Annotated in this window: 27 protein-coding genes and 1 riboswitch; of the genes, 21 read left to right on the forward strand and 6 right to left on the reverse strand. The window is 40.4% G+C overall.

The features are described 5' to 3' along the window. Positions 1-44: 44 nt before the first annotated feature. The 5 genes from LM917_RS05195 to LM917_RS05215 all read left to right on the forward strand — a co-directional run bounded on the left by LM917_RS05195 (position 45) and on the right by LM917_RS05215 (position 7,001). Entirely contained in the window at positions 45-1,277 is a 1,233-nt protein-coding gene (locus LM917_RS05195; RefSeq protein WP_232696414.1) for an efflux RND transporter periplasmic adaptor subunit, read from the forward strand. After that, a complete protein-coding gene (locus tag LM917_RS05200) occupies positions 1,277-4,342 on the forward strand; it encodes an efflux RND transporter permease subunit (protein WP_232696415.1) in 3,066 nt (1,021 codons plus the stop codon). The genes LM917_RS05195 and LM917_RS05200 overlap by 1 nt, the downstream gene beginning before the upstream one ends. Before the next feature lie 131 nt (positions 4,343-4,473). Beyond that, positions 4,474-5,469 carry a zinc-binding dehydrogenase gene (locus LM917_RS05205; RefSeq protein ID WP_232696416.1) on the forward strand — a complete coding sequence of 332 codons (996 nt, stop codon included), beginning with the start codon at positions 4,474-4,476 and terminating at the stop codon, positions 5,467-5,469. A 130-nt stretch (positions 5,470-5,599) separates the two neighbouring features. Next, positions 5,600-6,085 (forward strand): hypothetical protein, encoded by a 486-nt coding sequence (locus LM917_RS05210; protein ID WP_232696417.1) that lies wholly within the window; start codon positions 5,600-5,602, stop codon positions 6,083-6,085. Between the two features lie 145 nt (positions 6,086-6,230). Then, positions 6,231-7,001, forward strand: a complete 771-nt coding sequence (locus tag LM917_RS05215) for a class I SAM-dependent methyltransferase (protein WP_232696418.1) — start codon at positions 6,231-6,233, stop codon at positions 6,999-7,001. Positions 7,002-7,121: 120 nt separating this feature from the next. Here the strand turns inward: LM917_RS05215 and leuD are convergent, their stop codons facing one another. Together leuD and leuC are read right to left on the reverse strand one after the other, a co-directional pair. Beyond that, positions 7,122-7,715, reverse strand: a complete 594-nt coding sequence (gene leuD / locus LM917_RS05220; RefSeq protein ID WP_232696419.1) for a 3-isopropylmalate dehydratase small subunit — start codon at positions 7,713-7,715, stop codon at positions 7,122-7,124. Positions 7,716-7,764: 49 nt separating this feature from the next. Then, positions 7,765-9,183: a 3-isopropylmalate dehydratase large subunit gene (gene leuC, locus LM917_RS05225; RefSeq protein WP_232696420.1), complete on the reverse strand. Its 1,419-nt coding sequence runs from the start codon at positions 9,181-9,183 to the stop codon at positions 7,765-7,767. Between the two features lie 127 nt (positions 9,184-9,310). On the opposite strand from leuC, the gene LM917_RS05230 reads away from it, so the two are divergent. The 13 genes from LM917_RS05230 (at position 9,311) to LM917_RS05290 (ending at position 19,276) form a co-directional block, all read left to right on the forward strand. Next, complete coding sequence (locus LM917_RS05230; RefSeq protein ID WP_232696421.1) at positions 9,311-10,213, forward strand: LysR family transcriptional regulator; 903 nt, start codon at positions 9,311-9,313, stop codon at positions 10,211-10,213. Between the two features lie 69 nt (positions 10,214-10,282). Beyond that, positions 10,283-10,621, forward strand: coding sequence for a thioredoxin family protein (locus LM917_RS05235; RefSeq protein ID WP_232696422.1), 339 nt, complete (start codon positions 10,283-10,285; stop codon positions 10,619-10,621). A gap of 37 nt (positions 10,622-10,658) precedes the next feature. After that, the gene (locus tag LM917_RS05240) at positions 10,659-11,399 is read left to right on the forward strand and encodes a glycerophosphodiester phosphodiesterase (RefSeq protein ID WP_232696423.1); all 741 of its coding nucleotides are present in this window, start codon (positions 10,659-10,661) and stop codon (positions 11,397-11,399) included. Beyond that, positions 11,396-12,328, forward strand: a complete 933-nt coding sequence (locus tag LM917_RS05245; protein WP_232696424.1) for an RluA family pseudouridine synthase — start codon at positions 11,396-11,398, stop codon at positions 12,326-12,328. The genes LM917_RS05240 and LM917_RS05245 overlap by 4 nt, the downstream gene beginning before the upstream one ends. A 61-nt stretch (positions 12,329-12,389) precedes the next feature. Beyond that, positions 12,390-13,337: a DMT family transporter gene (locus tag LM917_RS05250; RefSeq protein WP_232696425.1), complete on the forward strand. Its 948-nt coding sequence runs from the start codon at positions 12,390-12,392 to the stop codon at positions 13,335-13,337. 86 nt (positions 13,338-13,423) lie between these two features. Then, positions 13,424-14,818, forward strand: coding sequence for a hypothetical protein (locus tag LM917_RS05255; protein WP_232696426.1), 1,395 nt, complete (start codon positions 13,424-13,426; stop codon positions 14,816-14,818). A gap of 293 nt (positions 14,819-15,111) precedes the next feature. Beyond that, entirely contained in the window at positions 15,112-15,384 is a 273-nt protein-coding gene (locus tag LM917_RS05260) for a hypothetical protein (protein ID WP_232696427.1), read from the forward strand. Positions 15,385-15,897: 513 nt separating this feature from the next. Next, positions 15,898-16,143 (forward strand): hypothetical protein, encoded by a 246-nt coding sequence (locus tag LM917_RS05265; RefSeq protein ID WP_232696428.1) that lies wholly within the window; start codon positions 15,898-15,900, stop codon positions 16,141-16,143. A 171-nt stretch (positions 16,144-16,314) separates the two neighbouring features. After that, positions 16,315-16,458 (forward strand): hypothetical protein, encoded by a 144-nt coding sequence (locus tag LM917_RS05270; RefSeq protein WP_232696429.1) that lies wholly within the window; start codon positions 16,315-16,317, stop codon positions 16,456-16,458. A 35-nt stretch (positions 16,459-16,493) separates the two neighbouring features. After that, positions 16,494-16,883, forward strand: a complete 390-nt coding sequence (gene kapB / locus LM917_RS05275; RefSeq protein ID WP_232696430.1) for a kinase-associated lipoprotein KapB — start codon at positions 16,494-16,496, stop codon at positions 16,881-16,883. A gap of 172 nt (positions 16,884-17,055) precedes the next feature. Further along, positions 17,056-17,892 (forward strand): spore coat protein, encoded by an 837-nt coding sequence (locus tag LM917_RS05280; protein ID WP_232696431.1) that lies wholly within the window; start codon positions 17,056-17,058, stop codon positions 17,890-17,892. 45 nt (positions 17,893-17,937) lie between these two features. Then, complete coding sequence (locus LM917_RS05285; RefSeq protein WP_232696432.1) at positions 17,938-18,105, forward strand: hypothetical protein; 168 nt, start codon at positions 17,938-17,940, stop codon at positions 18,103-18,105. A gap of 115 nt (positions 18,106-18,220) precedes the next feature. Next, entirely contained in the window at positions 18,221-19,276 is a 1,056-nt protein-coding gene (locus LM917_RS05290) for a hypothetical protein (protein ID WP_232696433.1), read from the forward strand. 201 nt (positions 19,277-19,477) lie between these two features. Here the strand turns inward: LM917_RS05290 and LM917_RS05295 are convergent, their stop codons facing one another. From LM917_RS05295 to LM917_RS05305, 3 genes are all read right to left on the reverse strand, one after another. Further along, the gene (locus LM917_RS05295) at positions 19,478-20,521 is read right to left on the reverse strand and encodes a phosphodiester glycosidase family protein (RefSeq protein ID WP_232696434.1); all 1,044 of its coding nucleotides are present in this window, start codon (positions 20,519-20,521) and stop codon (positions 19,478-19,480) included. Further along, a complete protein-coding gene (locus tag LM917_RS05300; RefSeq protein ID WP_232696435.1) occupies positions 20,511-20,927 on the reverse strand; it encodes a hypothetical protein in 417 nt (138 codons plus the stop codon). The genes LM917_RS05295 and LM917_RS05300 overlap by 11 nt, the downstream gene beginning before the upstream one ends. A 419-nt stretch (positions 20,928-21,346) precedes the next feature. After that, positions 21,347-21,538: a hypothetical protein gene (locus LM917_RS05305; RefSeq protein ID WP_232696436.1), complete on the reverse strand. Its 192-nt coding sequence runs from the start codon at positions 21,536-21,538 to the stop codon at positions 21,347-21,349. Between the two features lie 216 nt (positions 21,539-21,754). Between LM917_RS05305 and LM917_RS05310 the strand changes: the two genes are divergently transcribed. Further along, the gene (locus LM917_RS05310; RefSeq protein ID WP_232696437.1) at positions 21,755-22,096 is read left to right on the forward strand and encodes a hypothetical protein; all 342 of its coding nucleotides are present in this window, start codon (positions 21,755-21,757) and stop codon (positions 22,094-22,096) included. 79 nt (positions 22,097-22,175) lie between these two features. Here the strand turns inward: LM917_RS05310 and LM917_RS05315 are convergent, their stop codons facing one another. Then, positions 22,176-23,480, reverse strand: coding sequence for a homocysteine synthase (locus tag LM917_RS05315; protein WP_232696438.1), 1,305 nt, complete (start codon positions 23,478-23,480; stop codon positions 22,176-22,178). Between the two features lie 281 nt (positions 23,481-23,761). Then, positions 23,762-23,869, reverse strand: a riboswitch (SAM riboswitch). A gap of 757 nt (positions 23,870-24,626) precedes the next feature. Between LM917_RS05315 and LM917_RS05320 the strand changes: the two genes are divergently transcribed. Further along, positions 24,627-25,175, forward strand: coding sequence for an MOSC domain-containing protein (locus LM917_RS05320; RefSeq protein WP_373688763.1), 549 nt, complete (start codon positions 24,627-24,629; stop codon positions 25,173-25,175). 287 nt (positions 25,176-25,462) lie between these two features. Beyond that, positions 25,463-26,749, forward strand: a complete 1,287-nt coding sequence (locus LM917_RS05325; RefSeq protein WP_232696440.1) for an NCS2 family permease — start codon at positions 25,463-25,465, stop codon at positions 26,747-26,749. Positions 26,750-26,824 lie beyond the last annotated feature (75 nt).

Here is a 26,824-nt window from a genome sequence, read left to right on the forward strand (position 1 = left end):
AATAATACCAAATAATTATTTGGATAGAGGGTAGGGATTTCATTTTGAGGAAACCAAGTTATGTAATCTTCTGTGTCGCATTATTACTGGTAGGGGGATGTGCTAGTCCAGCAACGGAGACTGATACATCGGCACCTGTTGAGCAGGCATCCAAATGGGTGGAAGCGTATAAAGTTGCTTCTGAGACGAAGCCTATCCAGTTTGCCTATGCTGGAGTGGTAGAACCAACACGTGAAATAGAACTGTCTTTCGGAAGTCCAGGCGAAATTGCTCAGCTCGCTCTCAAAAAAGGGGATAAAGTGAAGAAGGGACAGCTTTTGGCATCACTTGATGGAAAAGCACAGCAGATTGCTGTTCAGGTAGCTGCTGAACAGGCCAACATGGCTGCCATCATGAAAAATGAAGCAGGAAAAGGTTCCAGCGCTGAAGCAATTGGTCAGCAGAACCTACGACTAACAAGTGAACAGCAAAATCTGGCTGAAGCTAAAAAGGCATTGGCACAAGGGGAGGCTCTATTCCAAGGGGGAGCCATTTCCAAAAGTGAACGAGATAATTTTGCTGTACGGGTTCAGCAGATTGAAAATTCGGTCAAACAACAACAACTCGCTCTACAGGAACTTCAAAAAGGTCCAAGTGCCAATCAAGTGGCTCAAGCACAATCTTCTCTTGCACAAGCACAAGGACAGGTTTCGCAAGCAAGAGAAAGCATCCAGCTAGGGAAGATAGTGGCTCCTTTTGATGGAACCGTGGTAGAAATTTACGAAGAAACGGGAAAACTGGTTCAACCGGGACAGCAGATTATGAAGGTAGTTGATTTAAGTAATGTTACGGTAGCGTTATCGATAGATCAAAGTGAGATAGGAATGTTTTCAGTAGGTAAGAATCTATCAGTTCAATCTGGAACAGGAGAAAGTGTAACAGGGACCATCACTTTCATTTCCCCAGTAGTAGATCAGAAGACAGGCAAGTTCCGTGTTGAAGTTACTGTTCCAAACAAGGAAGGATTCTGGCGAGGTGGTATGATGGCAACGATTGAACTACCAGTAGCTGTTAATGGAGTTATGATTCCACTAGAGTGCGTGGGTATGTCCAATGAATCCCATTATGTTATGAAGGTTGTAAATGGAAAGGTAGAAAAAGCGAAGGTCCAGACAGGAAAAGTTATGAACGGTCACATCGAGATTCTCTCTGGAATAACCAACGGAGACCTCCTCGTTAATAGTGGAATTACATCACTAATGGATGGTGAACGGGTTTCAGTGAAAGGAGAATCGTAATGGGCAAGCTATTAGAATTTTTCTTTAAAAGAAAATTGATCGTCTATCTACTTACCGCAATGATCATAATTGGCGGAGTTGCTTCATTAATGCAACTACAGGTATATCTTGTTCCGAAATCAAACCTTCCATGGATTATGGCAAATATCTCTGGTGGATCACTTCCCCCTGAAGAAATGGAAAAAAAGGTAACAAATAAGATAGAGCAAGAGTTAGAAGGATTGGACATAATTGACTCATTTACGTCAAGTACTTCGAGTGGATCAACCTCTATTACTGTAATCGCAAAAGAAGGAAAAGGCGAGGAAGCGAAACAAAAAGTAGAGAGTATCGTGAATCAAAAGCGGAGTGAATTCCCTAAAGCTGTAGAAAATGTTTTGATTTATCAAGCAAATCTTGGGGATGACCTACTTATGGAGTTAGCCCTTACTGGCTCTGATCCAGAAGGGTTGTACCAGCTTGCCAAGAATTCAATTAAACCCCGTCTGGAGAAAATGAAAGGCGTGAAGGAGGTTACTGTATCAGAAAGTAGCTTTCAAGACAAAATTGTCATTCAATTTGATAAGAAAAGTTTGCAGGCATATGAACTTAGTCCAAATCAATTGCTGGTCCAATTACAAAATCGAAATACTACACAATCGATTGGGACAATGAAAAATGCTGGTACCAAAACGGTTATCGAGATTGATCAATCTCTAAAACATGTTGCCGAATATGACAACATGCTCATTCAAACACCAAAAGGCGTAGTTCCCCTATCTCAACTGGCAACCATTCAAGATAGAAGAGGACTTGCGAGTACAGAGAATGTCTCAATTACTAAGGGAGAGACCTTTATTGGGATCAGTATAAAACGTTCTCCAACAAGTGAGATTATTCCTACTCAACAGCTTGTGGAGGAAGAAATCAATAAGATTAATACGGAAGCGGGTGGATTGTATAAAATACATACAGCGTTTGAATCCGCATCCTTTATCGAACACTCTATTACGAATCTCAGTAGAGAGGTAATCATCGGTGGATCATTAGCCATACTTGTTCTATACGTATTTCTTCGCAATTGGCGTGTCACTACAGTCATTGCGACCACACTACCTCTCTCTATTTTGTTAACATTTATAGCTCTCTTGTTATTTGGCTACAATCTTGATATGGTCACATTAATCGGCTTGAGTCTCTCAGTAGGGCTCATTGTTGACGCAGCAATCGTTGTATTAGAGAGCATTTATCATCAAAAGGAGAATGGAAAGGAACTACGTGAAGCAATCATACAGGGAACGAAGGAGGTCTTAGCCCCAGTACTTGCTTCTCAGCTAACGATGGTTATCGTTTTCTTACCGATGCTGATAGCTAATTTTGATGAAGTTATCACACCTATTTTTTCTGCAATTGCCTTTATCGTCACAGCCGCCATTCTATCTTCAACTTTAGTTGCCTTCTTCTTTGTGCCGATATTCGCTGAGAGTATGTTAAAAAGAGATAAAGGGATCCCGGTGTCCGTAGAAGCTAAAAGGGGAGTACTAATAAGAACCTTTGATCGTTTACTTTCATTTTGCATGCGACGTCGTCTTCTTACGCTCATCTGCTCGTTTTTACTGTTTGTCAGCGTCTTTATATTAGGTCCTTTCGTGAAAACGAACCTTTCTATTGATGTGACGGAAAACTTCATTTTCGGTGAAATCATTCTACCTGAAGGAACCTCCATTGAAGAAGCAAAAAAAGTAGTTGCAGATACTGAAAAACGACTTGGAACGTTTAAGGAAATAACAAATGTTTATGTGTCGGGAGATTTGCAGCAACTTCAATTGCAAGTAAGTATAGTACCTCAGGCAGAACGAGAATTGGATAAGGAACAAATGAGTATCAAAATTCAGGAACAGGTACAGCAGATAAAGGGAATCGAACGCTTCTCCTATGGGAATAGGAGCAGTGGCGGAGTAACGAAAGTCTCGGTAGATATTCGAGGGGAAGATTTAGAGATCGCTAAACAATTAAGTACCCAAGTCGCTTCATTCTTAACGAATGTGGAAGGAATATCGAACGTCAGAGATGATTTTAGCATAGGTGATGAGAAACTTACTTTGTTACCACGAAAAGATGCGATGGAGCGTTTGGGGATAACAGACCAAGCATTATCCCAAGAGCTGTCAGGATATCTTAATGAACAGAAGGTTGCCGAGATCACTACATCAGGAGAAGAAGCAGATGTTTTTGCTGGCTTTCCCAAAGAAGAGATGAAGCACCCTGAACAACTAAAACATGTAATGATTCAGTCTGAAAGTGGAGGAAAAGTGCCACTAACAGAGATAGCTGACTGGCAATTTGGGAAAACTCCGCAACAATTGGTACATCAGGATGGAGAAAGGGTTATTACCGTTTCAGCAGACTTATTAGGTTCTGACCCAGGAAAGGCTGCGACCCAGCTACAAGCAGAAATTAATAAGATGAGTATTCCAACCGGGTTTGAAGTAGATTTATCGGGGAGTCTGAAACAGCAGGAAGAGACAATGAGTAAAGCGCTACTGGTGTTCGCTGGTGCTATTTTGTTCATTTACTTCATCATGATTCTACAATTCGGTCGGTTATCGCATCCTTTTATCATCTTACTAACCTTACCGATGGCAGCTGTAGGGGTTGTAGTAGGTTTAGTTCTCACACAACGTGCCATGACAGCTATGTCTATTATTGGTGTAATCATGTTAATTGGAATCGTGGTATCCAACGCCATTCTGTTAATTGACCGAATTAATCTACTTCGCTCACGAGGAATGGAGCTTTCTGAGGCTATCATAAAAGGAACACACGAACGCGTAAGGCCTGTTATCATGACCAAAATTACAGCTATTCTGGGGATGCTTCCGATGGCGATAGGTGGAAGCTTTGAAGCACCTCTCGCTACAGTAGTTATCTCAGGATTAATTTTTCATACGATCGTCACACTGGTGCTTGTGCCTGTTCTATATTCATATTTTGAAGGAATTAGAACGTGGTTCGATTTACGAAAAAAGCGTAGAAAGGAAAAAAAGAAGTTCGCGTATAACGAAACCATACCTCCAACTGATTAAAGTGTTTTCACCAGGAAAAAGGAAGGATAGCAGTTGTTGCTATCCTTTTTTTGTATGATAAGATTAATGAAAGATGCATTTATCTGTCAATTCGGAAATTCATTATCTTGATTATTTAAGGGGGGAATCAGTTGAATCAGGCATTATACCATTCGGGTCCAAAAGGTTTAGTAGGATTACATTATGGTGAACGTCCAAAAAAAGCACCTGAAAGCGGAGAAGTACGTGTTCGTCTCAAAGCTTCTGGTGTGAATCGCCGTGATTTATTGATGATTAACTGGAGAAATGAAGAAAATACTCCTCTTACCATTGGGTGTGATGGAGCGGGCATTATTGATGAGATCGGTGAGGGTGTAACAAACTGGAATGTTGGTGATGAGGTCATCATCTATACTGGACTAAACTGGCAAAGCATAAGCGATGCGCCACCTGAAGACTTTGCTTTATTAGGTTCCGACTCAGATGGAACACATGCAACTTTTATCACGTTACCTGCAACAAGCATTGCCAAAAAACCGGAATATCTCACCTGGGAAGAAGCAGGAGTAATATCGGTTGCAGCTCTTACTGCATACCGTGCGTTATTTACAAAAGGAGATGCAACTTCAGCTAACACCATTCTCATTCCTGGTATTGGAAGCGGAGTAGCTACCTATTTACTTCAGTTTGCAAAAGCAACTGGTTGCCGAACGATCGTTACCTCCCGAAGCAGTGAAAAACGCAAACGTGCACTAGAGCTAGGTGCAGACCTTGCGATAGATACTGCTGAGGAATGGAATGAAGCACTTCAGGGAGAGAAAGTGGATATCGTAATTGATAGTATTGGTCCGGCAACCTTCCAAAAATCTTTATATCAATTAAAAAAGGGCGGTAAACTTATTACCTTTGGTGCAACAACCGGTGATGATGTAGAGTTTAATCTGCGTGCATTTTTCTATAGTCAATGCCGAATCATCGGTACGACATTAGGTAGCTATGAGGAATTTCTTGAAATGCTATCGTTTATGAAAAAACATCAGATTCATCCTGTCATTGATCAGATTTATCCATTAGAAAAAGGAAAGGAAGCTTTGGAAAGATTATCTGCTTCCGAACAATTTGGTAAGATCGTGTTGTCTAGATCATAGCAACATTTGTTATTTGTGCGCTTTTTTTAGGGAAAAATGGAATCAATCCAAAGCAAAATGACAAAATAGATTCTAACTCTCCTCGTACGAGCGTATGCATGTACTAAACGGCCGGAAAGGGAGAGAAAAGATGAATGTAATGGTTATCAGTTTGCGCAAACTGATTTATGGTTTTGCTGTTCTTATGGGGCTTGTTCTAGCAGTAGTTTTGGTGGTTTGGCAGGACCCTCTCCATGTGGCTACCTTGTTCCAGTTTGATAAACAAAGTCTGGAAACAACAGCTAAAGCAGGTGCTGATCCATTCACTTCTGTAAAACCTGAACTGGCTATGGATGTTAAGGTAGAGAAGGGTCAAGTTGATGTTACATTAATTACGAATAACTTTACCTTTGTTCCTGAGCAAAAAACGCAATCAGAGGACACATCCATTGAGAACAAGCACGGAACGGGGCATGCTCATTTGTATTTAAATGGGGAGCTTCTTCAAAAAATCTATAGCCCCTCATTTTCAATGAAAAACCTGCCAATCGGGGAGCATGAACTAAAAGTAGAGTTGGTCTACCCGAATCACTCTTCGTACCAGATTCAAGCGGTGAAAATCTTGCAGATCAAGTAAGGAAGCTTGAGGAAGCTCTCATGATAAGTGAGGGCTTTTTCTTTTTACGTTAAAGGCAGGAAATCATCTACGTAAAGGGAAGTTATATAAAGAAATTCGAATAATCAGCTATTGTTTAGAAATTCAGTGTAGGAGAGAGATAAAGATGAAATATGACAGTGTCTTTCACCATTTTATCGAACAAGCAGAAACACCATTTACGGGATGGGATTTTTCATATGTACATGGTACTGGACGAATTGGAACAGAGGCTTTGCCTTGGTCGTATGCCAGTAAAGCTATTCCTTTATTGGCGCAGGCAGATAGCATGCTCGACATGGGGACAGGCGGTGGTGAATTTATCTCAAAAATGGTCCCATTACCCCCACTCGCATGTGCGACAGAGGCTTACGAGCCCAATGTTCCCATTGCCAAAGATAAATTAGACCCTCTTGGAATAAAAGTGTTTGCCATACAAAATGACAGTGAGCTTCCGTTTACTGAAAAGCAATTTTCTTTAATTCTAAATCGGCATGAATCATTTGATGCAAACGAAGTGAGACGAATTCTGAAAGATGGGGGAATCTTTTTTACCCAGCAGGTAGGTGGACAGGATTGCCAGGAGTTAAATAGAATGCTTGGAATCACCTCAGACGAGTATTCTGAATGGAATGTAACCAATGCAGTGAAGCAACTGGAAGAGGCTGGTCTATCCATCCAAGAAAAAGGTGCGTTTACTCCTTACCAACGCTTCTATGATATTGGTGCATTAATCTATTATGTAAAAACAATTCCTTGGCAATTTCCTGCGTTTACGTGCGAACAATATTTAGATGAATTATATTTACTTCATTTGCAGATTCAGGAAAAGGGCTATATAGAGGTGAAATCGGATCGTTTTTATGTACGAGCTGTTGCACCGTTGGTTTCCGTATAAGAGAAATTTCTATTGAAATCTACTAGTTGAAGTCTATACATGATGATAAAGTAAGAAAAGCAAAAAGCAGGCTTGCTTAAGGCCTGCTTTTTCCTTAATTTATCTGATGTTCTTCGTGTATTATTTAGTAGCTCTTGCAGCCTCATAAGCAGCAATTTTATCTTCTTGTTGCAAAGTAATACCGATATCGTCCAATCCGTTCAAAAGGCAATAACGGCGATATTCATCTACTTCGAAGGAATAGGAGAGACCTTGGTTATCCTCTACAACTTGGCGTTCTAAATCTACAGTAAGTTGGTAACCAGGCGTAGATTCAGTACGTTTGAACAATTCATCAACTTGTTCTTCCGATAAGCGAATAGGCAAGATGCCATTTTTAAAGCAGTTATTATAAAAGATATCAGCAAAAGATGGAGCAATGATGCAACGGAAGCCAAAATCAAGCAGCGCCCACGGAGCATGCTCACGGGAAGAACCACAGCCAAAGTTATTACGTGCGAGCAAAATACTTGCGTCTTCGTATTGTGGCTGGTGAAGAATGAAAGAGTCAATTTTATCTCCCTCAATCGTAAAGCGCCATTCATAAAAGAGGAACTGACCAAATCCAGTGCGTTCAATACGCTTTAAAAACTGTTTAGGGATAATTGCATCTGTATCGATATTGGCACGATCCAAAGGAGCGGCCACACCTGTAAGTGTAACGAACGGTTCCATGGTGGATACCTCCTGTTTTATAGTTGGAAAAAGTTAAGTCTACATATCATTACATACTAACTGGTTCTTTTAACCATTCACGCACATCAACGAATTTGCCAGCTACCGCAGCTGCAACAGCCATTTCAGGGCTTACAAGGTGAGTACGTCCATCACGACCTTGACGACCTTCGAAGTTACGGTTGGAAGTAGAGGCACAACGCTCACCAGGTGAAAGAATATCAGGGTTCATAGCAAGACACATAGAGCAGCCTGATTCGCGCCATTCAAAACCAGCTTCTGTAAAGATATGATGCAAGCCTTCTGCCTCTGCACGTTCTTTAACGGCTTGGGAACCAGGTACGACCATTGCATGAACAATAGGGGAGACTTTTCTACCTTTTGCTACTGCTGCAGCTTTACGTAAGTCTTCAATACGACCGTTGGTACAGGAACCGATAAACACACGATCGATCGTAATGTCAGTCATTGGCGTTCCTGCAGTAAGACCCATATAAGCTAGAGCGTTACGAACTGAAGTTTGATCTGTAGCATTTGCATAGGAATCAGGATTTGGAACAAGGCTGTTGATACCCGTACCCATTCCTGGGCTCGTACCCCATGTTACTTGTGGTTCAATTTCAGTTGCTTCGATTTCAACATATGTGTCATATGTAGCGCCTTCATCGCTTTGAAGCTCTTTCCATGTTGCTACTGCTTGATCAAATGCTTCTCCTTGAGGCACGTGACGACGACCTTGCAGATAGGTAAAAGTAGTTTCATCAGGAGCGATTAGTCCAGCGCGGGCACCTGCTTCAATGGACATGTTGCAAACAGTCATGCGCTCTTCCATGGAAAGATTGCGAATTGCTTCACCTGTGTATTCAAGAACGTAGCCGGTAGCAAAATCAGTACCGAATTTTGCGATAATAGCTAGAATTAAGTCTTTTGCTGATACTCCGAGTGGAAGGGGACCATTTACGCGTACTTCCATCGTCTTTGGTTTAGATTGTTGCAGACATTGTGTAGCCAGAACATGTTCTACTTCACTTGTACCAATACCAAAGGCAAGAGCACCAAATGCACCGTGAGTAGATGTATGGCTGTCACCGCAAACAATCGTTTTACCTGGATGAGTAAGACCTAGTTCAGGACCAATAACGTGAACGATACCTTGATCAGGGCTGTTCAGGTCAGCAAGTGGTACGTCGAAGTCTTTACAGTTTGTTGTTAGTGTCTCCATTTGCGTGCGTGAGATTGGATCTGTGATGTTGAATCGATCTGCTGTTGGAACATTATGATCCATTGTTGCAAAAGTCAAATCTGGGCGACGAACTTTTCTGCCTGCAAGACGCAGTCCTTCAAAGGCTTGTGGAGATGTTACTTCATGGACCAGATGTAAATCGATATACAATAGGCTTGGCTTGCCTGCTTCTTCATAAATGACGTGGTGATCCCAAATTTTTTCAAATAGTGTGCGAGGCTTCATGTTACGCCCTCCTTTTCTCAAGTACGCTGCTCTTACTTCTATTTGTATCATGGCAATTAAAATAGTTCAAAGATATAATGATTATAGAAATAATAGAAAAATCCTATAGGGTAAGGGATGACAGAAGATGGAATTACGACAGGTTCGCTATGTATTAATGGTAGCTCAAGAAAAAAGCTTCTCTCGCGCGGCAGAAAAGCTTCACCTAGCGCAGCCTTCACTCAGTCAGCAAATCGGAAAACTGGAAAAGGAATGGGGGATTGCCCTATTTCATCGATTACCACAACGCATTGAATTAACAGACGCAGGAGAAAGGTTTGTTCATCTAGCTACTTCTCTCATTAATCAGGCTGATGCTTTGGAAAGAGAAATGCTTCAATTTGCGGGAGGGGAAGCAGGCAGGGTCATTGTTGGTAGCCTTCCCATAACAGGAGCATATGTCATACCCCAAGTCATTTCTGAATTTACCAAGCGCTTTCCAAAGGTAGAAGTGGTACTAATTGAAGAAACATCGAGCAAGCTGGAACAAATGCTCGTCCATGGAAAGCTGGATCTTAGTCTACTAACCATGCCAATACAGCATCCATCACTACAAGTAACCCCTGTAGTACAAGAAGAAATCTATCTTTCATTACCGCCAGATCATGCTCTGAGCAAAGAACAAGTGATTAATCTTTCCGCCCTTGAACATGAACCTTTCATCTTATTAAAGGAAGGACAAGGGTTTCGTACCATTGCACTAGGTCTTTGCGAACAAGCTGGCTTTACACCCCGGGTAGTATTTGAAAGTACCAACATTCAAACCATCCAATCCATGGTTGCCTCAGGGATGGGTGTCTCTTTTGCGCCTCATATGATTACGACGACGAGCTGGACTGGATTAAGGCCCGCATACGTACATATGTCAACTAAACCGACTCGTACTCTGGTTGTCGCAGCGCATAAAGATAAGCATCTGTCAGCTCCCATGCGTGCATTACGACATGAATTGGAAAAGGTGGGGGCACTATACTCCAAGGATCTGATTTAGAGACAGAAGATAGTGGTTGTGATACACTAACTACAAACATATGGTAAGAATAGAAGGGAAGATCAATAGATGAGAGATATTAAAACAGAAGCAGAATTCAATGAGGTAATTCAATCCTCTAAACCAGTTGTTGTTAAGTTTTATACAACTTGGTGTCCAGATTGCTTCCGCATCGACCCATTCATGCCAGAATTGGAAGAGGCGTATAAAGAGAAACTGGATATGGTACAAATTAATCGTGACGATCTTCCAGAACTGTCCGAGCAACTGGAAATCATGGGAATCCCAAGTTTTGTTGCGTTTAAAAACAATAAAGAATTAGTCAGATTCGTAAGTAAGCTGGCGAAGAGTAGAGAAGAGATTGAACAATTCCTAGATCGGGCTGTGCAAGTAGGAGAAGCGCTATAATCTTTTGATTCATGGAAAAGTAAAAGGGGGAGACAGCGTGTCTAATCAGCTTTGCCTAGCTCATAGAGGGTGGTCGGGAAAAGCGCCTGAAAATACGCTTTCCGCTATTAATTTAGCTCTCAATCATCCTGAAGTTGATGGAGTAGAGTTTGATGTGCAGTTAACGAAAGATCATATTCCTGTCGTCATCCATGATTACACGCTGGAACGAACCACAAACGGGAGAGGTCTGGTACGGGATCATACCTTTGCTGAGTTAAGAGCTCTTGATGCAGGCAGCTGGTATCATGACAGCTTTCTCGGAGAAAAAATTCCATCGCTAGAAGAGGTTCTGATTGCTAATCAGAATCACAAACAGCTAAATATAGAATTAAAACAAATGAATAGTTCCCCAGATCGTGTTCTGGAGGAAAAAGTTCTTCGGCTCGTTGAACAGTACGACATGGAAGAACATGTCGTTGTTACTTCGTTCCAGCATCAGATGATCTATCACGTAAAACGCATGGCGCCTCAGATCAAGGCGGGGCCATTAATATACGGGATGCCAATGATGCTTAAAGAACAAGCAGAACACCTGGGGGCCGATTTATTATCCCTTTGCTATCCTTATTTAACTCCGGAGCTTGTCAAACATATCGGAGAATGGGGATACTCCATTATTGCATGGACAGTAGATGAGCCAGATCATATGAGGATGCTTGCTCATCTTGGACCTTCAGTACAAATCTGTACCAATCATCCTGATCGTTGGTTAGAAGTGAAAGGAAGTACAATATGATTCAAATGAAAAAAAAAGGAGAGTGGCTTACTTGCACAGTTGGTGAGCAAGAAGCTGCTCTTTCTTTTGGAGATTTACTGAGAAAAAAGTGGGCGATGCCCAAGAAAACAGTACATTTGCTTTTTCAACATAAAGAAATACTGGTAGACGGTCTCCCTGTTACCCAGGTTCAAAAACCTAAGGTTGGTCAAACAGTAGCCATGCGATTATGTCCACCTGAAGAATGGGGAGTAGAGCCAATCTATGCAAAGCTTGAGGTCATGTATGAGGATGATCATGTACTGGTGGTGAACAAGCCTGCTGGCATACTATTACATCCTACGGAAACAGAGAATAAGAACAGTCAAATACAGACACTAGATCACTTTGTGGCTGCTCACTTTGCCTCGCAACAATTATACTCTCGCATCCGACACGTTCATCGATTAGACCGAGATACCTCAGGGCTTGTTTTATATGCAAAACATGCGTTCGCCGCCGCACGATTAGCAAATGAATTGGAGAAACGTGAAATATCGCGTACGTATCTTGCTTATGTGGAAGGGCTCATCCCAGAGGAAAAGGGGAAAATTGATGCCCCGATTGGTAAGGATCGGCACCATGCCAGTCGTAGGAGAGTTGCCCCACATGGAGATAAGGCTGTAACCTATTTCGAAGTTGTAACTCGTTTTAAAGAGGCAACTAAAATCCGTTGTCGATTGGATACGGGCAGAACTCATCAAATACGTGTCCATCTTTCTCATCTGGGTTATCCGTTGATTGGAGATCAATTATATGGAGCAAGAAAGCTTTCATTGTTACCGGACAGACAAGCACTCCATGCTACATCACTAACATTTGTACATCCTTTTAGTGGAGAACGTATCCAGGTAAATGCTCCGTTACCAGAAGAGTTGTCTGCACTGGAAAAGCGCTTGTACAACAAATAAAGAAAGACATAAATAACATATAGATTGCTGTTGGGAGAAAAGAAGGAGAAGCAGATCATACATGAAAGCGGAAAAATTTTTTACACACCCGTTAGGAATTGTGGTGGCAGCTACTGCTACCACTTTTTTATGGGGTAGTTCCTTACCTTTTATTAAAAAAAGCTATGAAGAATTATCAATTGGACCTCAAGATTTCTTTGCACAAATTCTGTTTGCGGGCTATCGGTTTGTACTAGCTGCACTTGGCATATTACTTGTGATGCTACTTGTTCGTAAGAGTATTTCATATCAGGAAGGATCATGGAAACGACTAGTTAAGGTTGGTGCTTTTCAAACCTTCTTCCAGTATCTGTTCTTTTATATTGGACTTAGCACGAGCTCTGGTATACAGGGCTCGATTATTGCAGGGACAACCTCATTCTTTCAAATTATATTAGCGCATCTTATGTTTAAGAATGATGGTATTAGCACGAGAAAGATCGTTGGGTTAAGCATAGGTTTCCTAGGTGTGGTCCTGGTAAACATGCCAAATGGTCAGGTAACGCTTAATTTTGGCCTAAGTGAAATACTATTACTTGCTGCCATGTTTTGTGGTGGGCTGGGAAACATCCTATCGAAACAGGAATCAGCTTATTTGGATATCTTATATTTGACTGCCTATCAAATGTTGATCGGTGGTATTGGATTAGTGGCAATTGGTGTGAGCCAGGTTGGATTTACTCCTTTCCAATTTGATGTAAGCAGTTCATTGATGCTGATCTATCTTGCCTTCATTTCAGGTGCAGGATTTGTCATGTGGAACAATATCATGAAGTACAACAAGGTGGGGAATGTCTCTATGTATCTCTTCCTGATACCGGTATTTGGGGTGCTATTATCAGCAATTATCTTGAATGAGTCGCTTCATCTTGTAATCTTTGGAGCATTAGCTTTAGTTACAGCGGGGATTGTTATTGTAAACCGAGAAAAGCCAGTAGCGTCACAATCTATCGAGATTAAAACCGAATAATATAGATAAAACATCGAATAAATCAGCGTGCATTCACCCAGTATCTCATCTGTTCATATGGTACAGAAAAGAGAGGAGGCGGTGTGATGCACGCTGATTTTGCATTTATCCACGGTGTTTATGTATTTTTTATTCTTGCTATCATTTTGCTAATGATATTTCGCAAAGACACCAGCCTGATTAGCATACTGGGTGTAGGAATACTTGGATTAATTGCCACGGGATCTGTTGTATCTGCTGTAGGTGGCATATTCGGGAGCTTCATGTATGCAATAACAGAGCTGTTGCCGACTATATTAATCATTTGCATTATTGTAGCGATGAGTCAGGTTCTTCAAACATCAGGTGTGAATGAAACCATGATGAAGCCCATGACTTATTTGTTAAAGAGCCCAAGCCTTGCATTCTGGATTATAGGAATAACGATGATGCTTATTTCGTGGTTTTTCTGGCCATCACCTGCCGTTGCCCTAATTGGCGCTGTCTTACTTCCAGTCGCCATTAAAGCGGGCCTTTCAGCTATTGGGGTGGCAATAGCCATGAACCTATTCGGTCATGGGATTGCCTTATCGAGTGATTTCATTATCCAAGGTGCTCCAACGCTAACTGCTGGGGCTGCTGGAATACCCGTTACAGATGTCATTTCTGCTAGTGTACCCCTTGTTATTGTTATGGGTGTGGTTACAACTGTACTAGCCTATTATTTCCTGCGAAGAGATATGAAGGCAGGCAAAATAATCGAGGAACCATTACTTGATATGAATGAAACGAAGGTAGAGAAGAGTAGGTATTTAATGTCAACACAATGGCGTTTCATTTATGCAGTCATGATCCCCATATTATTCTCACTGGATGTCGTCGCCATGTGGATGTTCGATCTGAAAGGTGGAGACGCAACAGCAATAGTAGGGGGAACAGCTTTACTGATTCTTCTAATGGTAACGATTACAACACATACGAAACAAGGTTTAGAGAAAACAACAGAGTATTTAATTCAAGGATTTCAATTTGGGTTTAGAGTGTTTGGTCCTGTAATCCCAATTGCAGCGTTCTTTTACATGGGGGATTCGGGATTTTTAAAAGTATTTGGAGAAGTTCTCCCAGTTGGTTCCCAAGGAATCGTGAATGATCTCGGCTATGTGCTCGCCCATAATATCCCAATAACGGAAGGCGTAGCAGCAATAACAGTAGCGATCGTGGGGGTAATAACCGGTTTAGATGGCTCCGGTTTTTCGGGAATAACATTAGCAGGTTCAGTTGCCCAACTATTTGCGGTTAGCCTACAAGATGGAATAGCAACGTTAACAGCATTAGGTCAAATCGCAGCAATTTGGGTAGGGGGAGGAACACTGGTCCCATGGGCATTAATACCGGCAGCTGCTATTTGTGGAGTAAGTCCTTTTGAGCTAGCAAGACGAAATCTTATTCCCGTTACGATAGGATTACTTGTTACCACAGTCGTGGCGATATTTTTACTATAAGAGAAGGAAGAAGCCCAGAAGACGCCCATCATGCAGCGTTATCTGGGCTTTTTGTTTATATCAGAATGAATAAATGACTGATACACCTGTTCAAAACCAGTAAACCATTCAATTACGTTATCTGTTGTTATCTTGCCACTGAGGTGAGCCTCCGTTCAGAATTACAAAATAACAATCAATTAGTTTACATAATATTATTATAGTCTCCTTTATCATACACAATTTCCACATTTACTCCATACGTCTCCTTTATATGATTAGTAAGATAATTATCAGAAAGGCGGGAGAGAACAATGAAAGATCTAAGACAAGCTCGCTTAGAGTTGTGTGAAATGCTGAATAAATGTGAGACTTGCGAACTTCCTCTTCAGCATCGCCGTCCAGGACAAAAAAAGCGAAACACTAAATATTGTGCTACTAAATGTAATCACTACATTGCTCTACAAGAAATGCAAGCTGAAGTAGAGGCACTGCAATTACAAAGAAGAGGATTATTGGGAATTAACCGTTCGGGCAGTAACGAACAAGGTAATGAAGAGCAGGAATGGACAAGATATTCCTCCTAAATTGCTCATTGGTCGTGATATCTCCAATTCTTAAGAGATTGCGACGTTCCTAATCCATAAGTGAATGAAAGATTTTATCGACAAAACTACCGAAAAACGTAATATAATGTTTCAACAATAGTTGAAAAGATTAATAATCAATTAATAGAAAATTTGGCTTTGCCAAACCTTTGGCGCAGGCAAAGCCTGGTTGCACTTATGCAGATGAGAAATTTGATAAATTCTTATCTATCAACGAAAAGCCTTAGGTTCCCCCCTTAAGGATATTTCTGTAAAAGCTGGGAAGGAGATATATGTTCTGTCTACAATCTGAACATGTACCTCCTTTCTACTACATAATAGAAGTGCCTAACAAGTACACTTCTGTAATTAATTCACATCCTAACATTTGTCGATAATGTCTATTTTTGTAGAAAATGTGCAAATGATTTTTCTTGTGCAAAGGCTCTATTCACTTTATTCTAGAAATAGGAAAAATATCCAATCTCGCAACAGAAGCAAAAGGAGGTATTCATGGTGTCATTGGAATTACGTACGATGGTAGAGGAATTACAAGAAGATAAAGAGCGGTATACAGGTTATCTAGTCAAGAGTGAAAAATCATTGGATAAACTCATTCGAATAAATGAATTAGAACATAGTGAATCTATCATTAAATTGATTCATGATACCAAACAAGAAATGGAAGCGTTACAAAAATTAGTTACCTACATTGAATTTAAAATAAAGCTGCTGCAAGTTAAAGAGTATGCTTCTTAATTGGGGCACGAATACTCTAACGAGGAAAAGCCACAAGTACCATTCCGGTAGCTGTGGCTTTTTAGATTTATGGTTTTCTTAATGAGAGTTACAAACTGTTTATACATGTAACCTTCTGCTACAATAGGGGAAACTGATTTTCTCATATTGATTATATGGAGGTATTTGCTCATGTCATTGAATCAGGAGCAAAAAGAACAACATCAAGAACCTCAACCGAAGCTGAATAAAGAAGCAAAAATGGTTATTGGCAGTTTTGTAGGAATTGTCCTAATTGGCATCATTTTTATTGGATGGTTTATGTTCTTTAGGTAGATAGAAATTGAGGAACAGAAAGGTAGGAATCTATCTTGAAAGAGAAGCACATTCAACCAGGAGATATCGTTTTGATTTTACACCGCACTGGGGAATACATAAGTGAAGTAATGGATATAAATCCTTCTAAAGTATTGGTGAAGACACTGGCAGTCGTTACTCATCCTGTTCAAGGAGATTTACATAATCGATTCAAGGTGGATGTGGAATTATTTCATGAAAGAAAGGCGCTTGCTTATCAAGAGAAGGTGAATGTCCCTCCAGCTGTGGTACGCCAATTTGAAGGGGAAGTTCCAACTTATAACGATTCTCTAAAAAGCGCCTTGGAAAAGGAAATAAATAAATTGATTGAGAGAAATGACACCTATGGTAAGCGGGCACTACAAAATCTCGAAGCATTGCAAGCAGAGTATTTTCGTTCCTGACAAAACGGTAGTCATGACCGTTTTGTTGGACCGCAATCGGTCACATCCAATTTTATGAAAAACGTCTCGACGTTTTTCATAGAAAAAACCTCCTCATCATAAAAGGAAGAAAATAGGGGAAACCTAGAAAAGATCGTTTTTCTTCTACTTTTTTGATTCAGGAGGGTAAGATATGGCTGCTAGTCTAGGCGCACATGAAATTCTAGGATTACATGAGGTATTAACTTGCATGATAAACGATTGCAACACTCTGCAATTGTATAAAGGACATTGTAAAGACCCACAACTAACGCAAATGCTTGATAACCAACTCCAATTTGGAATTCAATCTTATAATTCTCTGGTCTCCATCTTGCAACAAACTGGTAAACAGCAAGCTATTCCGTATCGGACTGTTAAGTCAACCGCATCCACACAACCTACATATGGCTTGAGCCAGCCAGAGCCGATGACGATTTCCATGTTAGTAAATGAATTAGATGATCGAGATATTTCATCAGCTATGCTTGGGCTACATAAAGCAGGTGCACATGGAAAAATGATGGCTGCGCTAGAATGTGCCGACCCAATCTTACGACGAGCTTTACAGCAGGCTTCAATAAATAGCTCAGAACAAGCTTATGAGGTCTGGTACTATATGAATCAGCGAGGGTATTATCAGGTTCCAACTATGAAAGAAGTAACCACACAAACCATGATTCACACCTACCAGCCAGTAACAACCCCTCCTTCCACAGGAGGAACGGTGATGGGTAATGGAAATCAAATCGTGTCCCAAAATGGGGTTTCAACTGGTACGACAGTACATTCGAATCAAGCAGTTGGTTCCATAATGTCACCAAATGAAATTCCTACTCAATCAACTGGATATTATCCAGGGACGACAACAGCTGGATCACAAGGTGGTTTTCCTTCTTCTTTGGGAGGTACTCTACCAACACAAAATGCTTCTAGCATTTTTAGTAATCATGATACCCAGACAACCGGGCATCTCCCACATCAAGAGTAAGAGTTGAATTCTATAAATACTACCAGACCAAAAGTGTAGAGTGATATGAAACAGTTACATGCTTTTGCGTCTGGTAGATATATAATCGTAGTTCTTTTACGTAAAGGAGAGTATTACATCATGTCGGAACCAATGACCAACATGGTTGGATTTGTCTTGGTAGCTATCTTGCTATTTGGGATGATGATTTTTTATATCAAAAAGTGGAAATAGTTCACCTGTAGGCATTCGCCTGCATATTCTGAAAAATATGGAATATGCAGGTTTTTTTACTGCATAAAACTGGATAAACATCGAGATGCTACAATATGCAGGAGGGTGACGAGTAATGTCAAATCAAGTGCGTAATGTTTTTGGAGCAGTATATACGGCGAGAGGATACGTCAGTTTTTATGATTCGTTATTACAAAACGTAGAACAACTCTATTTGATAAAAAGTCCAATCGGTTCCATTTCATCTACGGTTCTGACTATTCTTCGTGATGAATTACGTAGCCAGGAAAAGGTATTGCAGGTAGTTCATTCACCTTGGAACTATACAGAGTGTGATGCGCTCATTTTACCTGAAGAGAAAGTGGCTATCATGGATGCCAGAATTTATGAGGCGGCGGTAAAACCAATAGATAACCTTGTTCCGATAATTGTGGACGTGTTACCTGAAGAGTCTAGTGAGCAACAAGCTGCTGTTTTGCGAGAAGTTGATGAGGAACTGGAAAAAGCATACGCATGCTACGGAAAAGCCTTGGTAATCCATGATGATTGGGAACGTATTTACATTAGCAATATGGATTTTAATAAGGCTAATCAGGTTGCTGAACATATTTGTGAGACAATATTTGCAAGCAATCTACAAAAAGAGGCAAAGGTGATGGAGTGTTACTTTGGTGCTGCTACTCCAGATGGTAACGTAGACCATATATTGAGTCTGACAGAAGATGTAAAGCGTTATTATATCAAAGGTAGACCTGGATCGGGTAAATCGACCATGCTAAAAAAGATTGCACAAAGTGCTCAGCAGAATGGATATGATACAGAAATCTATCATTGTGCTCTTGATCCAAATAGTCTGGATATGGTTCTGGTACGGGAGACTGGCGTAGCATTTTTTGACAGTACCGCACCTCATGAATATGATCCTGTTCGTCCTTCAGATGAAATCATTGATATGTACGAAATAGCCATTCAAACAGGAACAGATGAAAAGTATGCTGAGCAACTGGAAACAATCATAGAAAAGTATACCGTTGAGGTTAAACAGGCTAGAGGACATCTGGTGCGGGCAAAAGAATTGAGAAATACAATTGTACGAAAAGAATTGACTACATTGGAACAGAGTATCGTCATTCATGGTACCAGAGAGTTACTACAAAAAATCACAGGTTAACTTAGTAAAAAAGTAACTTCGTGCAACATCAGAGTTGAAAGAACATGGTTTTTAGGTAGAAACCTAGTTAGAGAAAGCAGATTGTTTAAAGAACTGTGTAAGAATTAAACGGAATAGCAAAACATGCGTATCCCTGAAATTGAGGGGTACGCATGTTTTCTTATCATTTGCGATTATGATTTGCATTCAGCAGAATTTAGGTTACGGCATGATTATCAGATTCGTCGTTACAGGGCGTTCTTTCCCGCTAGAAGGTTGGTTCATGACCTTTCCGTTGTAGTAAAAGGCACTGGAACCACCACCATCCAGATTATAGGCATCGCGTACCTTGAATTCTAACAATTTTCGTTGAGCCTCTTCTAATGTAACGCCATTACTCCAATCTTTGTTACGTCCATCAATAACAATGAATAATAAATCTCCGTTTTCAAAATTACCGATTAACGTACGAGGTTCTCTTTTATTAGCCCAAGCACTAGGGATTGGTTTCTTTTTCCCGCCTTCTAGTAGAACGGGTAGGAAACTAGCGCCTTGCATGATGCCTTTCTTTTTAACATCAGCAGCAGAAGTAACTCGTCCACGCGTTAAATGACCATTTTTGTCAAATCCAACAAAACTCAGGTTTGGATTATCGGAAAATGTTTTTACTTGACCGTCAACAACCGTTACACCAAGAGGGGAGAGCTTTCCTTTCCCGGTGTTAAACCCACCCGCGTTAATCGCGAGAATGGCTCCTTTTCTTCTGGCTGACTGACTGGTTGTCTCTCCATTGCTGTATACTTTATCGTCAGCTAATACCATTTTGATTGCATTAGGATTATGAAGACGCACCTTAGCCATCACACCACGATAGCCGGCTTCTTTCAGTGAAAACACTTTAATTCGCGCATTTTTACCAAAGGTTTGTCCAATCGGATCACCCAGCATGTTGGTTAATAGGTTATCCGATACGTCTCCAGTAGTTTTGGTAGTATTTTTACTGGTTGCGACCAGGTTATTAATCATTTTCTGCTGTTCTTCAATTTCTTTCTTTTCCAGGTCGACTGCGACACGAATCTCTTGCAGAACTTTCTTTGTTTCTGAAGAGGTTTCTTCCAGCTTTTCCATCTGATTACTTAATTCTGTGTGTTTAGAAGTAAGCTTGTCCATTTTTCCTAGAAGCGGTGAAGGCTCTACAAATGCAATAACGATTCCACATACGGTAGCGAACAGAAGGAAGAAAAACAGATTCAGCTTAGAAAGCACGAGCTGCATCCTCCAGTTTCTTTAAAGAAGCTTTTAATTGAACAAGCTGTTTATCTAAAGCTGTGATTCGTTCTGATAACGCTTGTTTCGTTTTGTCTGTACCTGTAATCGTTTCGCCAGTAAGAGCCAATTCTTCTTTAATACTTGTCATTTCATTCTCAATCGTCGTAACCTTTGTAAGTAATTCAGTATTTTGTGATTCCACTGCAGTAATTCGTTGGTCTATATAGTTTTGCGAATTGGTAATATAGGTTTGTGCTAACTGGAATCCTCCATAACATAACCCGACCCAGATCAGGACACTACCAGCAATTAATAGACGCTTTCGCTTAAACGTATCCACTTTTCTTTTGGATGGTCGTGAAGCGGCAGCCGTTTTGGAGTGTTCTGCAATACTTTGATTCATTTTTATCCCTCCCGGATGATCATTACGGACTTTCTCCTGATAACCTTGTCCAGCAAAATAGATTCATCATGAGACAGTTATCCTGATGATTCCCGATTTTCCAACATTTTTGTACACGAGTTCATATTATAGCACGAGATTTCGTATCATGTTACCCGGATAATGGGAAGGAATAAAAGTCTATCGGAATTAGAAGCGATTATCAGCTTCCAACTGTCAATTTTGCTATTTCTTGGCTGCATGTAAAATGTAAGCTTTTTGCTATTTTTATCAATTTTTTCAAATCCAGTGTCTTAGACGATACCAGATCGCAGGTTGTTGCAAGCATCTTCACTATAACTGTACAGAAACAAAAAAAAGAAGCCTCCAAATAGTGGAAGGCATTGTAGTAATATGTGCTACATATTCATCTTTTCATGTTATCTTCTGGTCAAAATACAGGGGACTCCATACCCTACTTGACCGCCAAGCTGCATGCGCTTTGCATAGGCAAGTCCTCTTTCACAGGGGGTTTTACAGGCGAGACATACATCATGGGTAACTACCTTCATTTGTGGAATTACGCGTTCGTTAGAGGGGACTTGCTGTTTCTTTTTGGTATTTTTGGCCATATAACTCTTCCTCCTACTTTTCATCTACAGCCATTCTATGAAGAACAGGAATAAAAGATTTCCTCATTTTCTGAAAAACTTTATTACCGAATAGGTGAGTGGTAGAGGAGGAAGTGTCGTTCTATCCCAGTTGTGAAAGGCATACCATGTAAGATAAATGACAACATACTGTATGCGATTCACTATGTATAAGGTAGTAAGGGGAAGGAGCGAACAATGGAAGCTCATTTGGCGCGTTTTTATGAATTAAAACAAAGACAGAAAGAGGTGACTGACGAACTAGAAGAAGTTCGTCGTATTCTGTTAGCAATTTATCCTGAACCAGTGGTGAAAGAAGAGGGGAAATACAAAATCAAGGTCACCAGACAGGAAAAACGTGAATTTGATGATAAGCTCCTGTATGAGGCATTACCTGACCCTGAATTGTGGAGGTTAATGTCGCGAGCAGATACGAGCAAAATAAACAGTCTGCTTAAATTAGGTGTCATATCAGAACAAATTCTGGCAAACACCTTTGAGAAAAAAACCATTCCGGTTATTCAAATCAGTAAAAAATAAGTAAGAAAATAAAATAATACGTTGTTTATCATGATTACGATAAGGAAAAGCACCTCAGAATTAGAGGTGCTTTTCTTTGTTATAGAGGTAATGAAGCGTTTTGAATTGCAACAGAAATCGCTTGCTTCAAATCATCGAGGATATCATCAATCGATTCGGTACCAATAGAAAGTCGAATCATACCTGGTGATACGCCTGCTTGTTTTTGTTGTTCAGGTGTTAGCTGTAGGTGAGTCGTGCTTGCAGGATGAATAATTAGTGACTTGGAATCACCAACATTTGCAAGGTGAGAAAATAATGTCACGGATTCAATCAGTTTTTTACCTGCTTCCAAGCCACCTTTTATTCCAAAGGTAAGGATAGCTCCTTGTCCTTTAGGTAGATACTTTTGGCTGTGCACATAATCTGGACTCTCTTCTAAGCCCGGATAGTTTACCCATTCAACATCAGGGTGAAAATCTAAGAATGTGGCTACTGCTAGCGCATTTTGACTATGACGTTCCATGCGCAAATGCAAGGTCTCTAATCCTTGAAGGAACAAGAATGAGTTAAATGGAGAGAGAGTAGAGCCGATATCGCGTTGCAACTGAACGCGTGCCTTGATGATATAGGCTGCTTTTCCTACTGCTTCTGCGTAGACGATATTGTTATAGGTCGGATCTGGTGTTGTTAAGCCTGGGAATTTCCCATTGTTCCAGTCGAAAGAACCACCATCAATAATTACTCCACCAATTGAAGTACCATGACCACCAATAAATTTGGTTGCCGAATGTACGACGATGTCAGCACCATGTTCCAGTGGACGGCATAAAATTGGTGAGGCAAATGTATTGTCAACGATTAAAGGTATACCGTTTTCATGAGCGATCGCAGCAATTGCAGACAAATCGGCAACATTCATTTGTGGGTTACCAATCGTTTCGCAAAAGATGGCTTTTGTTTTTCCGTTAATTTTTTCTCTGAAATTCTCAGGATTACTTTGATCTACAAAATGAAAGTTGATCCCTAGTTTAGGTAGAGTATGGGCAAACAGATTGTAAGTTCCACCATACAAACTGCTAGATGAGACTATCTCATCTCCCGCACCAGCTATGTTTAAAATAGAAAATGTAATAGCTGATTGACCAGAAGCAGTAGCGAGGGCACCGATCCCTCCCTCAAGCTGAGCAATCCGTTGTTCAAAAACGTCTTGTGTAGGATTCATGATGCGCGTGTAGATATTTCCAGATTCTTGCAGGGAAAAAAGATTAGCAGCATGATCAGTATCTCTAAAAACATACGAAGAGGTCTGATAAATAGGCACCGCTCGAGATCCTGTCGTTGGATCAACTTGTTGACCTCCGTGAAGGGCAATCGTTTCAGGCTTCCAATTTTGGTTACTCATCGTTACTCATCCACTCCTACTAATTATTTTAAATTATTTGAATCATCATGAGAGAGAAGCTGGGTATTTCGTTAACATGGCGTCGTTTCGCCAGTGGCTAGGAATGCTATGCAATCTTAACCATATAAAAAACTTCTATTGAAGTCTTTCGAAGAAGCAGGTCCTTCCTTAGAGGAAATTTTTCATGCGTATCAGGTTGAGTTGCTCGCAGTTTATACTTTCTGATACAGTCAAAAAAAGCCTTCATCTCTAGAGAGAAGAAGGCTCGTTAACACGTAGCAAGTTCATCTCTCAGAATCTTTTTGATCCTGCAGGATTTAGCACCTTGAGCATATTGCTCCGGTTGCCGGGTTTCAACGGGCCAGTCCCTCCACCACTCTTGATGACATATATGGTTTTTATTTATCAGTAGAAGCTATTCTTACTGATATGTGCGAGATATCCTGTAAAGAACCAAGTTCTTCGATAGGAATTCTTCGGTAGTATTATTTTACATTGTAAAAAGTTACTAGCCTTCTGTCAATCATTATTTCAAATGAAAATGTGCCGGGAGTATGGAAACGACTCCTGTTATATGTTGAGCAATGGTTTTGTAAGTGAGCACGACTGATTTGAAATCGTGTAGTGGAGTGGTGTGTTGTGAAAGACGATGCTACTTTCTATTTTGGCTGTTATCAGATGCTATTTTGGATTTTTTGCATGAACGAGCGTTCCTTGATAAGATTTGGAAGACGGTAGAAATGGATTAGGTAACCATTCTAGTTATTTAAACGTAACTACATATGATATCAGGAAGAAAAAGAACGAAAAAAAAGACAACAAGAAGAAATTTAGAAGTGTATCTCCAGAAGAAAAGACAGCTACTTTTCACCAAACTGAAAGCTTGTACCTGGTAAAATCCAAAAAAAGAATAATAGGTTATGCAAATATACAATGATGCATAAACAGATAATCAGCGCCAGTATAGGGGTATTGGTTGTTTGGATGCGACTAATTGTATAAAAATTCATCTATGTATAATTATGCATACACATCTGTATAGTCTTTATATATGTATGCATAAGGTTTTTGTTTAACGAAATTGAACATCTAGATTTTATGATAATAAGTATCTGTTTAATACTATTAAAAAAACGGAGTGGGTAAATCATGAAAGAGTTCATTGTTAAAGTAGAAGCAGTTTTATCTGCGCAATCTGATACTAATTTTGTTACATCCAGACAACCTAATATTGAAGTAACATACGGAGGGATTCCAGGAGATTTACATTTTGGCCTAACTAGATTAGCAGGTTCGAGAGAGAAGATGTATAAGCGTGGGACAGAAATCTTTAACCGTAGACAGCTTACATTGGTCTCGATAGAAGAGTGTGAAGAAGTAGCGAGGAAACTGGGGATACCACACGTATTACCAGAATGGCTCGGTGCTAATATTCTCGTTAGTGGTTACCCGGAAATCACCACCATACCGGTGGGAAGTCGATTCCTCTCTAGTAATGGAGTGGGCTTGTACAATGAAGGAGAAAATGAACCGTGTATTGGACCTGGCGAGATTATTGCGGCACAATATCCTGAGTTTGAAAAGCTTGCACCACGGTTTGTTAAAGCTGCATACAAGTCACGGGGAATCATTTGTTCCGTGGAAGTACCGGGTAATATTAGTGTGGGAGAAGAGTTACGACTTATCCTTGCCTGATAAGAAAAACTTCTATTGAAGTCTTTTCGAAGAAGCTGGTTCTTCCTTAGAGGATGTTTTTCATGCGTATCAGGATGAGTTGCTCCGCTGTTTATGCTTTCTGATACAGTAAAAAGAGTTGCTTTCCCATTGAAAAAAACCTTGGATGTCCGATTTTTTTCCTTTAGCTATTAACGTTTACCATCTTTTTTGTTACTATGGGAAAAGGTGTCTTGCCCTGATACACTTTCAGGGTGAACTGGCACGGGTGGGCCGAGGGATTGTTTCAAGTTAAGAAGGGGTCATCATTGTTTTCTTTTTTCAACAAGCATTTTGATTTGCAAGGTCATCAAACTACATGGAAAAATGAAGTGTTGGCGGGGATAACCACATTTTTTACTGTGGTATATATAATCGCTGTAAATGCATTTATCTTGTCAGATGCAGGTATTCCATTAGAAGCGGGGATAGTTGCTACGATCCTCATTTCGTTCATTGGATGCTTGATTATGGGCTTTTGGGCTAATGCACCAATTGCTCTTGTTCCTGGAATGGGTATTAATGCTTTCTTTTCATACACAATTGTACGTTCGATGGGTTTTTCCTGGGAAGAAGCACTAGCTGTAGTATTTTTATCAGGGATCTTGTTTATTGTACTAACGTTTACACCTGTTGCAGGGCTGTTAGCGAGAAGCATTCCTGATTCGTTAAAAGAAGCGATGACAGTTGGAATTGGTTTATATCTGACTTTTATCGGTTTGCAAAAGAGTGGGCTTGTTGTCCCGAATCCGACTACTTATATTGCGATGGGTGATCTGGGAAGTTTACCTGTACTATTATCAATAAGTAGTCTGGTTATTACTCTGTTTCTTTTTTTACGGAATGTAAAAGGTAGCTTTTTGATCAGTATTATTGTGAATACGTTGATCGTTTTCGCTTTCGGTCAATTAGAACCAGCAAGTGAGAGTGCAGGGTTTTCCTTTGCCAGCTATCTGTCTGTTTTCGGTGCAATGTCCTTTGAAAGAATCGGCACATCTTTATTTTGGGTTGCTATCTTTCCGCTAACGATGGTTATTGTTTTTGAAAACATGGGAATATTGCACAGCATGGTTAAGCCAGCCAAATTCAAGCGTTCTCTTCAAGCTAATGGGATTGTTGCTATGTTATCAGGAGTATTCGGTACGAGTCCGACAGTCTCTTCCGTTGAGAGTACCGCAGGGATATCAGCAGGCGGGAAAACAGGTTTGACTGCTATAACAACAGGAATTCTGTTTCTCTTCTCAATCTTCTTTATCCCTGTGGTTCGCTATATTCCAGATAGTGCAATCGCTCCCATATTAATCATCATCGGTAGTTTGATGATGACGAGTGTGAAAGGGATTAACTTCGAGGATATGTCAGAAGGGATACCTGCATTTCTGATCATTGTCCTGATTCCATTTACTTCGAGTATCGCAGATGGAATAGCGTTTGGTTTCATGTCATATCCGCTGGTTAAACTGGCAATGGGTAAACTAAAAGAGGTTCCACTTCCTCTAATGGTTATCTCCATTCTATTTTTCATTAACTTTGTCGTGTTAACATTGCAAACGTAAGAGTAGGAAAGCCACGAGTACCAAGATGGGTATTCGTGGCTTATTACATGTATCAGAAGGTATTAACTGCGCAGT

Origin of the sequence: Brevibacillus daliensis (assembly GCF_021245735.1) — a bacterium.
Taxonomy (GTDB): domain Bacteria; phylum Bacillota; class Bacilli; order Brevibacillales; family Brevibacillaceae; genus Brevibacillus_B; species Brevibacillus_B daliensis.